This is a genomic window from Pseudomonas sp. DY-1, assembly GCF_003626975.1.
GTDB lineage: Bacteria > Pseudomonadota > Gammaproteobacteria > Pseudomonadales > Pseudomonadaceae > Metapseudomonas.
This window is the reverse complement of the sequence record NZ_CP032616.1, coordinates 927,411-940,286: the sequence shown is the minus strand read 5'-3', so window position 1 is coordinate 940,286 and position 12,876 is coordinate 927,411. Positions and strand designations below refer to the sequence as shown.

Annotated in this window: 16 protein-coding genes; 9 read left to right on the top strand and 7 right to left on the bottom strand. The window is 62.4% G+C overall.

What is annotated here, in order from left to right:
- The first annotated feature begins 57 nt into the window (after positions 1-57).
- Positions 58-492: a helix-turn-helix domain-containing protein gene (locus D6Z43_RS04735; protein ID WP_120650842.1), complete on the top strand. Its 435-nt coding sequence runs from the start codon at positions 58-60 to the stop codon at positions 490-492.
- A gap of 49 nt (positions 493-541) precedes the next feature.
- Here the strand turns inward: D6Z43_RS04735 and D6Z43_RS04730 are convergent, their stop codons facing one another.
- A complete protein-coding gene (locus D6Z43_RS04730; protein ID WP_120650841.1) occupies positions 542-1,147 on the bottom strand; it encodes a cysteine hydrolase family protein in 606 nt (201 codons plus the stop codon).
- A 152-nt stretch (positions 1,148-1,299) separates the two neighbouring features.
- Here D6Z43_RS04730 and D6Z43_RS04725 point away from each other — a divergent pair, with 152 nt between their 5' ends.
- The 3 genes from D6Z43_RS04725 (at position 1,300) to D6Z43_RS04715 (ending at position 3,374) form a co-directional block, all read left to right on the top strand.
- Positions 1,300-2,256: a GlxA family transcriptional regulator gene (locus D6Z43_RS04725; RefSeq protein WP_218569236.1), complete on the top strand. Its 957-nt coding sequence runs from the start codon at positions 1,300-1,302 to the stop codon at positions 2,254-2,256.
- 245 nt (positions 2,257-2,501) lie between these two features.
- Positions 2,502-2,888 (top strand): VOC family protein, encoded by a 387-nt coding sequence (locus D6Z43_RS04720; RefSeq protein WP_120650839.1) that lies wholly within the window; start codon positions 2,502-2,504, stop codon positions 2,886-2,888.
- Between the two features lie 150 nt (positions 2,889-3,038).
- Positions 3,039-3,374: a DUF3703 domain-containing protein gene (locus D6Z43_RS04715; RefSeq protein ID WP_120650838.1), complete on the top strand. Its 336-nt coding sequence runs from the start codon at positions 3,039-3,041 to the stop codon at positions 3,372-3,374.
- A 4-nt stretch (positions 3,375-3,378) separates the two neighbouring features.
- Here D6Z43_RS04715 and D6Z43_RS04710 read toward each other — a convergent pair whose 3' ends face one another.
- Positions 3,379-4,836, bottom strand: a complete 1,458-nt coding sequence (locus D6Z43_RS04710; protein ID WP_120650837.1) for a HAMP domain-containing sensor histidine kinase — start codon at positions 4,834-4,836, stop codon at positions 3,379-3,381.
- A 124-nt stretch (positions 4,837-4,960) separates the two neighbouring features.
- On the opposite strand from D6Z43_RS04710, the gene D6Z43_RS04705 reads away from it, so the two are divergent.
- Positions 4,961-5,746, top strand: coding sequence for a hypothetical protein (locus D6Z43_RS04705; protein WP_162945805.1), 786 nt, complete (start codon positions 4,961-4,963; stop codon positions 5,744-5,746).
- 331 nt (positions 5,747-6,077) lie between these two features.
- Here D6Z43_RS04705 and D6Z43_RS04700 read toward each other — a convergent pair whose 3' ends face one another.
- Together D6Z43_RS04700 and D6Z43_RS04695 are read right to left on the bottom strand one after the other, a co-directional pair.
- Positions 6,078-6,902 (bottom strand): bifunctional 2-polyprenyl-6-hydroxyphenol methylase/3-demethylubiquinol 3-O-methyltransferase UbiG, encoded by an 825-nt coding sequence (locus D6Z43_RS04700; protein ID WP_120650835.1) that lies wholly within the window; start codon positions 6,900-6,902, stop codon positions 6,078-6,080.
- A 61-nt stretch (positions 6,903-6,963) separates the two neighbouring features.
- Positions 6,964-7,704 (bottom strand): sulfite exporter TauE/SafE family protein, encoded by a 741-nt coding sequence (locus D6Z43_RS04695; protein ID WP_120650834.1) that lies wholly within the window; start codon positions 7,702-7,704, stop codon positions 6,964-6,966.
- 324 nt (positions 7,705-8,028) lie between these two features.
- Here D6Z43_RS04695 and D6Z43_RS04690 point away from each other — a divergent pair, with 324 nt between their 5' ends.
- Entirely contained in the window at positions 8,029-8,487 is a 459-nt protein-coding gene (locus D6Z43_RS04690) for an Ohr family peroxiredoxin (protein ID WP_120650833.1), read from the top strand.
- A gap of 91 nt (positions 8,488-8,578) precedes the next feature.
- On the opposite strand, the gene D6Z43_RS04685 is transcribed toward D6Z43_RS04690, so the two are convergent.
- The 3 genes from D6Z43_RS04685 to D6Z43_RS04675 form a co-directional block, all read right to left on the bottom strand.
- Positions 8,579-9,097, bottom strand: a complete 519-nt coding sequence (locus D6Z43_RS04685) for a thioredoxin family protein (protein ID WP_120650832.1) — start codon at positions 9,095-9,097, stop codon at positions 8,579-8,581.
- Positions 9,098-9,153: 56 nt separating this feature from the next.
- The gene (locus tag D6Z43_RS04680; protein WP_120650831.1) at positions 9,154-9,378 is read right to left on the bottom strand and encodes a VF530 family DNA-binding protein; all 225 of its coding nucleotides are present in this window, start codon (positions 9,376-9,378) and stop codon (positions 9,154-9,156) included.
- A gap of 71 nt (positions 9,379-9,449) precedes the next feature.
- Positions 9,450-9,836, bottom strand: a complete 387-nt coding sequence (locus tag D6Z43_RS04675) for a GNAT family N-acetyltransferase (RefSeq protein WP_256660946.1) — start codon at positions 9,834-9,836, stop codon at positions 9,450-9,452.
- A 507-nt stretch (positions 9,837-10,343) separates the two neighbouring features.
- Here D6Z43_RS04675 and D6Z43_RS28255 point away from each other — a divergent pair.
- Genes D6Z43_RS28255 through D6Z43_RS04665 form a run of 3 tightly spaced genes read left to right on the top strand, consistent with a single transcriptional unit; the run spans position 10,344 to position 12,839 of the window.
- Positions 10,344-11,165, top strand: a complete 822-nt coding sequence (locus D6Z43_RS28255) for a PAAR domain-containing protein (RefSeq protein ID WP_256660945.1) — start codon at positions 10,344-10,346, stop codon at positions 11,163-11,165.
- Positions 11,147-12,193 (top strand): DUF2235 domain-containing protein, encoded by a 1,047-nt coding sequence (locus D6Z43_RS28250; protein ID WP_256660944.1) that lies wholly within the window; start codon positions 11,147-11,149, stop codon positions 12,191-12,193. The genes D6Z43_RS28255 and D6Z43_RS28250 overlap by 19 nt, the downstream gene beginning before the upstream one ends.
- The gene (locus tag D6Z43_RS04665; RefSeq protein WP_120650829.1) at positions 12,186-12,839 is read left to right on the top strand and encodes a DUF2931 family protein; all 654 of its coding nucleotides are present in this window, start codon (positions 12,186-12,188) and stop codon (positions 12,837-12,839) included. The genes D6Z43_RS28250 and D6Z43_RS04665 overlap by 8 nt, the downstream gene beginning before the upstream one ends.
- The last annotated feature ends 37 nt before the right edge of the window (positions 12,840-12,876 follow it).

Here is a 12,876-nt window from a genome sequence, read left to right as displayed (position 1 = left end):
GGGAAGTGTCGAGCTCACTCTGCAAGTTGAAGTCAACTTCAAGTCAAGGGGCTACAGATGGACATTGCCGAGGTCGCCCGACGCACGGGACTCCCCTCCTCCACGCTGCGCTACTACGAAAAGAAGGGGCTGATCACATCCCTCAGCCAACAAGGGACCAGGCGCTGGTTCGCGCCCGGCATCCTTGACCAGCTGGCACTGATCTCCCTCGGGCAGGCGGCCGGCTTATCCCTGGATGAGATCCGCTCAATGTTCTCGCCCAACGGCGAACCGAACATCGACCGTGAGCTGCTGGCGGCCAAGGCCGATGAGATCGATGCCCTGGTCAAGCGTCTGGAAGCCATGAGCGATGGCCTGCGCCATGCGGCCGCCTGCCCCGCCCCGAGCCATTCGGAGTGCCCGACCTTCAAGCGGCTGCTGAAGGCAGCATCGAGCGGCGCCATCGAGCGGCGCTGGAGCAAGACGGCTCCCAAGCCGAAGAGCAAGGCGTAGTGGCGAGCAGTGAAGGCCGTGCCCGGCCCTCACTGTGCGGCGCGAGAGACTAGCGCAGCTGTAGCGCCAGGATCTGTTCGGTGCTGAGGATGTCGCCGAAGGTGTCGTCGATGCTCGCCAGCGCAGCGCGGTGCAGGGCGGCGTGATCGACGCCATCGCCGCTGTCCAGGTCGCGGGTGGCGCAGGCGTCGCCAGCCACCAGCACCGAGTACCCCAGGGGCACCGCATCGCGTGCTGCGCCCGCCACGCAGGCATGGGTCATCAAGCCGGCGATGATCAGCGTATCGACGCCCGCATCACGCAACTGCTGATCGAGATCGGTGGTCGGGAACACGCTGACCGAAGTCTTGCGCACCACCCGGTGCTGCGCTGCGGGCTGCAGATCACGATGGAAGGCGCCACTGGCACTGTCTTCGGCAAAGATCGGGCTGCCCGCCGGGGTCACATGCTGGACGTGGAATACCGGAATGCCCGACTGGTCGGCGTGCTCAGCGAGGCGCCGGGCATTGCGCAGGGCGCGCTCGCCGTCCGGCAGCGGCATGCGGCCGGTGAAGTACTCGTTCTGGAAGTCGATCAGCAGCAACGCGCTGCGCGTCGGGTCGATGGACTCGGGCGCGGCGGCGCCGGTCAGGTTGCGAATGGTTGGGTGACTCATGGTTTTGCCTCACTCGTCTGTATGCTTCAACGCTCTTTCCCGGCCATTGCCGGAAAGTGGTGAAAGCTTCCGGCAGCAACGCATTGGCCGAAAGCACGCCGGAAGCCAACAAGTGATCGTTTTGGGCCAAATCAATGACTGCCGGGAACTCAATGGAAGAGCACACCATCGCGGTGATCGCGTTCGACGGGATCAGTTCGTTTCATCTCTCGGTGCCCTGCATCGTCTTCGGCGACAACCTCGCCCGACTGGGCGTGGCCCGCTATCGCCTGCTGATCTGCGGTGAGCGAACCGGCCTTGTGCCGACTCTGTCTGGGTTCGATGTGGCCGTGCAACACGACCTGTCGGCGCTGGCTCAAGCCGATACCGTGATCATTCCTGCCTGGCGCGACCCCGATGAGCGGCCGCCGGAAGCCCTCCTCGAGGCCCTGCGCATGGCGCACCAGCGCGGCGCGCGCATCGTGGGCCTGTGCCTGGGCGCCTTCGTGCTGGCCGAGGCAGGCTTGCTCGATGGACGCACGGCTTCCACCCACTGGGTATGGGGCAGCGACTTCGCCCGCAAGTACCCCAATGTGCAACTGGACCAGAAGGCGCTGTTCCACAACGACGGCGACATCCTCACCTCGGCAGGAACCGCTGCGGCCATTGACTGTTGCCTGCACCTGCTGCGCCAGGACCACGGCGCCGAAGTGGCCAACAACGTGGCACGACGCCTGGTGGTCGCCCCCTGCCGCAACGGCGACCAGGCGCAGTACATCGAGCAGCCGCTGCCCAAGCCCACTGGCAACGACCTGCTGAGCAAGGCCCTGGACTGGGCGATCGAACACCTCGATCAGCCCCTGGGACTGGACCAACTGGCCAGTCGCGCAGGATTGAGCCGACGCAACTTTACCCGGCGCTTCAAGGCCAGGACCGGCGCCACGCTGACCCAATGGCTCCTCGGCCATCGCCTGTCCGCGGCGCAGCGCCTGCTGGAAACCAGTGACAAGCCGATGGAGCACATCGCCGATATCGTTGGTTTCGGCTCTACCGTGTCGCTGCGTCGGCATTTCACAGCAGCCTTCTCGATCTCCCCGTCTGCCTACCGCAAGCAGTTCCGCCGGGCATGAGCCTGGGAGAGTTACGTTGCCCCAGGCGAATGAGCCGCCTATGCCTGCGTTAGCTGGTTCCGCGATGAAGGGAACCCTCTGACACAGGCCGTACAGGCTGTCGCACTAACCTGCTCCCCTCACCCCGGCCCCTGCCCTGCGCGCCAGCGAGCAGCACTGCCCCCTCGTCAGACGGATTGGCGGAGGTAGCGCTTCTGCGCTGCAGTTAGATCGGGAGGAAGGCGCAAACCTGCACGGAGATTGTCATGGCCATCCAACTCGACCACCTGATGGTGCCGGCGCGCGACAAACTGCGCTCAGCAAGACTCCTTGCTGAACTGCTCGATGTGCCCTGGTCGGAAACCAGCATCGGTCCGTTCGTGCCGGTCTATGTCAACGACGGGCTGACGCTGGACTTCGATGAATGGGGTGAGCCGTTTCCGCTGATCCACTTCTGCTTCCGAGTGAGCCCGAAAGAATTCGAGGCGATCCTGGGGCGTATCAAGGCGGCGGGCATCGCCTATCGCAGCGCTGTTCACGGACCGATCGACCACAGGGTGGACGAGGAACATGGCGGCTCCATCGTCTACTGGAACGAGCCGGACGGGCATCAGTGGGAAATGCTGACAGAGAGTTATGCGCGGCAGCCTTGAGGCGTTTGTTGCAGGGGCGAATTCATTCGCCAAGCAGACTGCAGGTCTGCCCCTCAATTCATGGATGCGTCGCTGCAAAAGAGCCGCTTGACCTTGAAGTAACTACAGGGTGTTCACTGCGTCCACTATCCCTCCGCAGGAACGCCCACCATGAAAACCGAGCTAAGCATCGCCATCGACCAGGCCTTCCAGCTAGCCAGTCAGGCCCTCGATGCCGGCGATCCTCAGCGCGCCTGGCCCTGGCTCGAACGCGCGCACATCCTCACGCAGCGCCTGCCACTGGCACACACTCGCAGTCATTGGTGGATGCTGCGTGCCGGCTGGCAACAACGGGATTACCGGGAAGTGCTCGGCCAGGCCCTGCGCATGCCGGCCGCCCTGCTCTTCTCGCGAATCTGGGTGCCGCTGGGGAACACCGGCAGGGCCAGGGTCAGTGCGTTCAAGCCAATGTCCATGGCCGAGGAGCTGCGCCAACTCCTCGGCTGAAGCTTCAGGCGGCGTGCTCCGCCACCTTGAAGCTCAGGCACACGCTGGTGCCTTCGTTCTCGCGACTGGTCAGGCTGGCCTTGCCGCCAAAGCGCTCCATGATCTGCTTGACCATGATCAGGCCGATGCCCAGGCCGCCCTGCTTGGTGGTGTAGAAGGACTTGAAGGCCATCATTTCCTGCTGCCGCGACATGCCCTTGCCGGTGTCCTTGATCGTCAGATGCAGCCACTCCCCGCTGGTGTCAGGTGTCGCGGTGACGCTGAGGCGGCCGCCATTGGGCATTGCCTCGATGGCGTTGGCGACCACGCTGTTGAGCACCTGGGCGAGCAGCAGCTGATGACTGACCACCCGAGGGGTGGCGATATCGCTGAATTCGACTTCGATGGCCGACTTCGACAGCTGGTGGTCGAAGTTACCGAGTGTCGTGTGCACAACTTCCATCGGATCCACCTGCTCCGAATCGCCCTGCAGCGGGCGCAGGCAAAGCAGCAGGTCGCGCACCCAGGCAGACATGCGGTCGACCTGGGTGATGATGTCGTCGACGCATTTGCGCACCTGTGGCCCATCCATCTCCTGGGCCAGCTCGGCACTTGAGCGAATGGACGCCAACGGATTGCGTAGGCTGTGCGCGACAGCCGATGACATCTCCCCCAGCCCCACGTAGGTACTGTTGGCCACCAGTTGCGCCTGTTGCGCCGCGAGAAGCAGCGATGCACGCCGCACGATCCAGTACAGCCCGAAATACATCAGCAGGCCGCCGATGGCGGTGGCCAGCCAGATCATCCGGTAACCACGATTGACGCGGTCGATCAGGTCTACCGGCTCCTTGTAGATTTCCACCATGGCCTTTACCTCGCCATCGGCGTCGGTGAGCGGGATGTAGTTCTCAATGAAGAACATCTTCGGCGGGCGCAGGAACTTCTGCTTCACCCTGCCTTCTTCCACATCCTGGTACTCGGCGGAAATGCGGCCGCCAGACTGGAATGCCTCGTCGAGCGCATCGTCATCCTCGATGCGCTGCCCCACCAGGTCAGGATTGGTGGACCAGATCACCGTACGATCGGGGGAGAAGATGGTGGCCAGCAGAGAATCCGGCACATGGGACAGGTGATCGAGGAATTCAGAACGGGCGCGTTCGCGGCTCTGCGCAGTGCTGTGGGTGAGCATGCCGTAGTGATGGGGCACCAGCACATCGCCCATTTCCATGCCTTCCAAACCGTGGTGGCGCATCTCCCCGAGTGCCAGGGTCTGGATGAATTGCGCCGAGAGCATGGCGTCGCGCTCCAGACTCTCGCTCACCAGGAACCGCGTTGAAACGGTGCCGATACCGATGGCCACCGTGCCGATGATCACCAGGCTGACCAGCGAGAACCAGCGCAGGAGATTGAACTGTCCGTCTGGTGCAACCGCCCCGCTCCCGGCTCCCCAAATCCGCCTTCCCAGCATTGCCGCCACGTCCATCTGGAGTCCCCCAACTCGAACATTCCAGACTTATAGCAGCCCCGAGCATTGCCGTTGAGTCCAGGCGCTACTAGTTTCAATCGCTGCACAGCCAAAGCCAGGGAGGGAAAAGACGATGCCGACCATGGACTACTCATCCAGAAAGCAGAGCCTGCAGGATGTCCAGCGCGCACTGATCAAGCGAATGCTCTGGTCCCAGGAAATCCATAACAACATCACCGACGAAGTAAACAAGCTGACAGGCGTCTGTGACGACCTCGAGCGCTGGTACACCAACGGCAACTCGAACGCGACCATCGCTGTCGGCAATCTGCCCGGGCACCTCATGATCGCCACCCAGGGCTTCACCTTCACCCGGCACCTGGCGGATATTCAGGACGAAGTCATGCAGTACTACGACTTCGATCCGTCCAGGGATGTGGTGCATTTCATCACCAATACCTCACTCGGGCTGGGCAACCTCACCGGTCTGCATGCCGAAATGATGATCGTCCGCTTCCTGGTGGTGGAGCAGCACATTTCCAAGCACGCCCTGAGCGACCGGAACCTGACCATCGCCACGTCGACGTCCAAGGGCTGCTGCCCCAACTGCGCCGGCTGGTTGAACATGTACCGCATTCCCCACACCGTGCGGCGCGACAATCTCTCCGGGTTGTGGCGCAATCCAGTGACCCTGAACCAGTACATGCACAGTACCGTCGATCCGTTCACCCACGATCCGCAGGTCAGGTACGCCGGTCACGCCAATCAAGCGGCGGAGATCAACAGGTACGGGCAGGTGCTGCGAGCCCCGACCGGTCCGTTCAATCAGAAGACCTACAACGTCCCCGTCACGGTTCCGCAGTCGAATGCGGAGCTGAACATGATCCTGAATGTGGGCGGCCTGCTGAATCCCGACGACTACGACTGACTGCTCCCATGGCTGAGTGCGACAGTCCTGGCGCGCCGCCCCGACTGATCCGACCAAGGGTCGGAATTCGAGAACCAAGTGCAGAACTGACTGATTCACAGCTACCGCGATCCGCGGACGCCAGGCATCCCGGACAAATGGCGTTACATCTAGCCCATTTCCCCGACGGAAAGCCGACGCACTTTTTCTGGCATGAACTAACGTGAAACTGTCCCCTTGCAGAGGACAACTGGAGTCGCCACGGTCGCCACCTCCCCCCGTAAGTTGACCGCACCGTGGCGGCCTTTTTTTGTTCAGGAGAAGGCGACTCCAGTCGCGATTACGGGCGGCCCTACCCTCGTTTCAGTGCCTGCAAGGTGTAGCTCAGCGGTAACCGCCAGCGGTCTTTTTCCAACCGCCACTCGCCTGCCTCGTCCACCCGCATCCGTCCCGGTAGCGCCTCCCAGGGCACGCTGTCATGTTCTTCAAGGGCGGTGATCTGCAGGCCATGCCTGAGCAGGGCGGAAATGATCTCGCCCAGCCCGTGGTTCCACTCATGGGTGCGGGTGGCGGTCAGCGACGCATCGGTTTCCACGTAGGTGCTGTCGTCGTCCCAGACCATCGGCTCAAGACGTTCGAAGTAGGGATACTCGATCACCAGGCCATCCTCGCGCGCCTCATTGACCGCCCAGAGCACCGGATGCCCTTCGCGGATGAACAGACGTCCGCCCGGTTTCAACAGCGCGGCCACGACGCGGGCCCAATCGTCGATGCGCGGTAACCAGCACAGCGCGCCGATGCCGGTGTAGACGAAGTCGAATGCACCGACCGGCAGCACCTGATCGGCGGCATAAACATCCGACTCGACGAAGCCGATCTCCGCGCCGCAGCGCCCGGCCAACAAGCGGCCCTGTTCCAGGGACGCGGGCGAAAAATCGAGGCCGGTCATCCGTGCGCCAAGCCGCGCAAGGGAAAGCGTGTCTGTGCCGATATGGCATTGCAGATGCACGCCACGCAGCCCGGCGATATCGCCCAGGCGCGGCAGGTCGAAACGCACCACGTTCGAGAGGTGCGCGGGATCGTTGACGAACGACTCGGTACCGTAGCCACTGGAGGCTGCGTGCAAGGGCGCGCGCTGGTCCCAGTTGGCCTTGTTCAGACGGAGGTAATCGCTCATGGGGCAGAACTCCTTTCTTCCCGGTAAAGGTCGAAACGCTAACCCTGTGCCAAAACGCCGTCTACCAGTTCTGCACGAGCAATTGGATGCCCGTCACCAATAGTCCGGCCCAGGCGATGCGGTAGAACCAGGTGTGGTTGACGCGGCCCTGCAGCCAAATGCCCAGCCACACGCCAGCCACCACGATTGGCGCCAGGGCCAGGCTGGCAGTCAGGCTGGTGGTGGTGAACTGCCCGAGCAACGCATAGGGCACCAGCTTGATGGCGTTGGTCAGCAGGAAGAAGCAGTTCACCGTGGCGACGTAGCGCACTTTGTCCATCTGCTGCGGCAGCAGGTACATCATGATCGGCGGGCCACCGGCGTGGGCAACGAAGCTGGTGAAGCCGGCAATCCCCGACAGCAAGGTGCCCTTGACCACCTTCGGCGTGCTGGGCGACTGGGTCGCGGCTGCGTTCAATACGTTGAGCAGGAAGAAGACGATGGCAATGCCGCCGATCATCAGGCCGAGCAGCCGCTCGCTGAGCAGGCCGAAGCTCAGGGTGCCGGCCAGCACGCCCAGCAGCGCACCAGGCAGCATGATCTTCAGGTTGTGCAGGTCCCACTTTCCGTAGAAACGGCGCAGGCCAGTGATATCCGCCATGCAGAGGATCGGCAACATGATCGCCGCCGCCTGGGTCGGCGGCATCATCAGCGCCAGCAACGGCACCGCGATGCCACCCAGTGCGCCGCCGAAGCCGCCTTTCGAGATGCCCGTCAGCAGGACAGCGGGAATACCCAGGAGAAACAGCTCGGCGAATGACATCGGGGACGGCCTGCATGAATGGGAAACATGAAGCGCAGCATTATGGCGGGCAATTCAGCCGACGCCGACGCCGACTTGTGTGAAGCGGGCGATGAACGAACGCCCTCACTTTTCGCGAGCAACGCTCGCTCCTGCCAGAACCTCAGCGCGTCCTGCGCCCCTTGATTCAATCGCACGCGACCGTTCATCCAGAAACACACCTCACTCCTATTGACGTCATCCGGTTAGTGCGTGAGTATTCATACATCGCATCCGATTTGATCTTATGCGATTCACAAGTTTGCACCCTGGCTTCAAGCACACCAGACACTGAGGAACTCCCCCATGAGCAAGATCGAAAAAGTACTGTTCACCGGCAAGACCCACACCACCGTAGCCCACCGTGAAGGCGCTCCGCGCAATGACCACGGTCGCCTGGATATCAAGCTCTCGGCCCCCCGTGGTGGCAGCGCGGATTCGGCAATTCAGTTCGATGCCACCCAGCCTCATCCCACCGCGGAACAACTGTTTGCCGGTGCCTGGTCGGCCTGTTACATCGCCGCCATCGGCCTCGTGGCCCAGCAGCGGAAAGTGGAGCTGCCAAAAGACCTGGCAGTGGAGATCGAAGTGGATCTGGGCATGACCGGCAACGCCTATTTCATCCAGGCGCGCTTCAACGTCAACGCTCCGGGCTTGCCGTACGAAGTCGCCGAGGCCATCGCCAAGGAAGCACACGAGATCTGCCCGTACTCCAAGGCTACCCACGGCAACATCGACGTTGCACTGAATGTGGTCGTGGATTGACGCCCCAGCCGCCGGGCTTGTAGCCCGCGCAAAAAAGAACGCCCCGGTCGAAATCCGGGGCGTTTTCATTTGCCAATCATTGCTCCGTGGCTCAACCAGCCTTGCGACCCTCCGCTGCCTCGAAGATAGAGAGAAGATCCCGCAGCGTACTTTCCAGGTACTGCCCCGCCCGATAGTCCGGCTTCATCGCCTCACCACCAGCGATTACCTCCTGCGGCCGTTCGACGAATCGGCCGACCAGCTGGAAATCCGCATCCAGCACCGCCACCAGAGGAATCGGGACTCGATCCAGTTCCAGGCGCTCGAGCAGATCGTCTTCGGCACGCCCCTTGGTGATGATCGCCAGGTCGATATTCGAATGGGCGCGCTGCAGGTAATCCATGACCGTGACGTTGATCTGGCAGTCCGGGCACCACATTTCTCCGGCCACCAGCAGGTGATAGCGGCCCTGGACGGCTTGCAGGCGTTGCCGGGTGGCTACGCCAATGGCGTCTGGCTCAGCCAGCTTGTCTTGCACGGTCTGCACCGCAGCGACTTCCGCCGGCAGTCCGTGGCCGACGAAGGCCTCGAAGCGTTCACCGATGGAGAAGAGTTCTTCGTAGGAGGCCATGGGGGTTCCTCGATGAAGGGAATGGACGCGACCGGAACCGGCGATGACAGGCCGGCTCAGCCCTGGCTCTGGCGCAACTGAGTAAAAAGGGCCTCGACCTTTTCACGAGCCCAGGGCGTCTTGCGCAGGAAGGCAAGGCTGGACTTGATGCTGGGATCGTTCTTGAAACAACGGATATCGACCCGGCTGGCCAGGCCGTCCCAGCCATAATGGGCCACCAGTTCGTTGAGGAGCTTTTCCAGCGTGATGCCATGTAGCGGGTCGTTCGAAGTCTTGGTCATGGCCTGCCCTGGGCGGTGATCGTGAAGAAAGCCGGCAGCTTAGAGCAGCTGCCGGAACAAGGCCACAGCGCTTAGCTGGCGTCGAGCCGGAGCTCCAGGATTTCATCCCCGAGGTCATCCAGCTCCCCCGTAGGAACCCAGCCCAGATAACGATAGAAACCATGAGACCGAACGCCCGGATCGGCTGAGCAGCCAAGGAACAGTCGGTTGAAGCCCACGGCCTTGAAATCCTCGACCACCCGTTGCAAGAGCGCCTTCCCTATTCCCTCCCCTTCGTACTCGGGCAAGAGCGCCAATACGATGATTTCGCCACTGTCCCGATCACCGAAGCAGTAGCCGACCACGGCACCGTTTTCGCAACAGATATGGCCCGGAGAGCTGCCGACCTCGATGCCCGCGCTCCAGGTCTCGACAGTAATTCCAAGTGCCCGCAATTCTCGCTCGGAAAAAGCGTTCACGCGTGTGCGCCCGCGAATGTCGATGCACGCCGGCGCATCGCCGGGAACTGCCTTGCGGTAGGTTCTGCCGCCTGTTCATTCGTTGAATTGGCAATCGAGCCGCGCCCGCCGCGATTGCTTCCCAAGCCTTTGAACTGATGGAGGGCTGCGTCAACTCTCCGCAACGGGGCCGTGTGGTCGTTCCCCGACTCACGCGCGAACGCGTGTATCCGGGCAATTGCCTTCGGGCTCGGCTGCCGTGACCCAAGCCGGTGCCAATCACTCACTCCTTTCAGTATTCCGTCCCCTCGCCTTTTCGCCTACGGCGCTGCGCGGCCACCTCTGAGTGGTCGCGCCGTCCTTCACTCCAGCGGCTTCTGACATTTCCTATTTACCCGATTCAGCCCCGCCTTCGAACCTATGACCGGGCGCTTTTCTAGAACCGGTCTACCGGCAAGCCGGCGCCATCCACCATCAACGTAGATGTGCGCCCCGCTTGCGTTGGGCGCCTCGTAGAGAGGGAACTCAGTGGCTATCGGATTTTTCATTCGTCGTGGCGACAAGACCACCTGTGGCGGAGTGGTGCTGGAAGGACACCCGAGCTTCTGCCTGCATGGCGTCCCACTCGCGCGCGAGGGGGACCAAGTGACCTGCGGCAAGGACGGCAAGCCATACGTGATCGCCGGCGGCATCCATCACTTCATGACGGGCGCCCGTGCGGCTGGCACCCTGGACAGTTTCAGCACCTGCCCATGCCGGGCCCAGCTGATCCACTCGTTGCCAAGCGCTACCTACCGCTCCGATGGTGCCCCCTCCGGACCAGCGGATATCCCCTCGCCTGCTGTAGCGGCCATGCCGCTCTCCTCTGTCCAGCCAGAGGCCACCCCCAAGCCGGTCACGAACAGCCTGCTGGAAGAGGAGGAGGAAGAAGAGGAACTGGAGGACACCGGCATTGTGCTGCGTCTCGGGCTGTTCTTCGACGGCACCGGCAACAACCAGGCCAACAGCGCAGCGACGGCTGGCTGCCATGCAGTCAACCTGGGCATGTCGGCGGAAGTGGGCGAAGACATCCGCCAGTACTGCGCCAACTACGGCTATGACGGCCAGGGCAACACGCCGGACAACAGCTACGGCAATGAAGTCAGCAATGTGGCGCGGCTCTATGGCCTCTATTATCCGGACCAAACCGAGGAACAGCTGCCGCGAGGAGCCGAAGAGGTCTATCTCAAGGTTTACCTCGAAGGCATCGGCACCCGCAGCGGCCTGGGCGACTCTGTTTACAGTCAGGGGAGCGGCAAGGGGGAACCGGTGTGGTGGCGAGGGTCGAACAGATGCCTGCACTGGCTCTGAAGCAGTTGCGGTTGCTACAAGATGCTAATCCTGGCCTCAAGGTTCGTCGGATCGAGGTCGACCTGTTCGGCTTCAACCGGGGGGCGGCAGCGGCAAGACACTGTGCCAATGACTTGCTCATGGGGCCAAACAGCCTACTGGCCCGCTCATTACCCGTCGGCTCGCCCTTACTGGCGACCGGGTTCGCCTGGCGTCATCGGAGTGACTTTGTCCTCAACTTCATCGGGCTGTTCGACACCGTGGCTGGCATCGTCTCGCTGCGTGACGGCGACTTCAGTCCACACAATGCCGACAACCCTGGGCTCCACCTGCGGCTTGCACCGGGCATGGCCCGCAAGGTGGTTCACCTGGTGGCCCGCGATGAGTACCGCCACAACTGCTCCCTGACCCAGGCCGAGCAGGACATCGAACTCCCCGGCAGCCATTCGGATATCGGCGACGGTTATCTGCCCCTGGCGAGGGAGAAGCTGCTGCTGAGCAAGCCTGACAGCAGTTTCGAAATCGATCGACTGGCCAACGAACGCAGTGCCGCGTACACGCGCACCAAACTGCACTTCAGCCATGAATCACGCCACTGGCGCGCCTATGTACCGCCCGAAGGACTCGACATCGTCACCTGGTCGGTACAGACCAAGCGCCGGGCGCGGGACACCCAGGCCGAAAAACGGGTGTACGCCGCAATCTCCAGTGAGCGCCAGGTACGCGGCGAGCTATCGCTGGTGTACCTGCGCATCATGCGTGACTTGGCGGTACGCGCCGGGGTGGCATTCGACCCGATTGACCCGAACGACTGGCGCACGGCATTGCCCACCGAGCTGCAACCTATCGCCGCCAAGCTACAGGCCTTTGCCTTGCGGGAAGCGTACACGCCGCTGACCGCTGAGGAAGACGCCCTGCTGCGCCGCCGCTACATCCACCTCTCAGCCCACTGGAATGCCGCCAAGGGCTGGAACAACAGCGCCCTGGATGTCGTATTCATCAACCGCCCCGCCGAGGGCATGCAGCGCAGGGAGCACCCCAATGAATAAGCTCAGGACCCTTGTGTCGCTGGGATTGTTGCTCTGGCTGGTCGGCTGCGCCAATGGCACCCACCGGCTACCCTACGATTCCTGGAGGCTGGGCTTCGGCACCCCAAATTACATGGAGGTCTGGATCGAGACCGCCGATGCGGTGGACGTGCGTGATCGTGTCTTTCGCAGCGCCATGAGTGGTATTGCCTCGACCCAGAGTCCGAAAAACCTCAGAAGCGATCCACGAGGTTGGCCAGAGCAGCCGGGGGCCGGCGCGGGCAAACAGGTACTAGGCGCCGACCTTCCACGCCTGCTCTATGTGCGCTGGCAGTCGCTGGCCGAGCCGCAGACCTATGAGGCCTATATCGTCATTCCCGAAGCCACCCGGGAAGCAATGGTGAAGTCGGAGTTGGGCTATTGCGCGGCTAGGGGCCAGTGGCGCGAGGACTATCGCAAGATGCTGACTGTCGGCCTCGCCCCCGGCGGAATTGCCAAGGTCTGGCTCTTGGGGCCCTGTCTCTCCGCTATCGATGTGACACGAGTGCAGGCCACTGTCGTGAAAGTGGGCCCCTATGATGGTACGTCAGGGGGACAACATAGGCCTTTGTCTGACACATCCAAATCCTATATCGAGAAGCACGGGATTCCCTATTGTTCCTGGTAAGCCCGAGCGGAAAGTATCAACCGCTCCCTGCACAAGG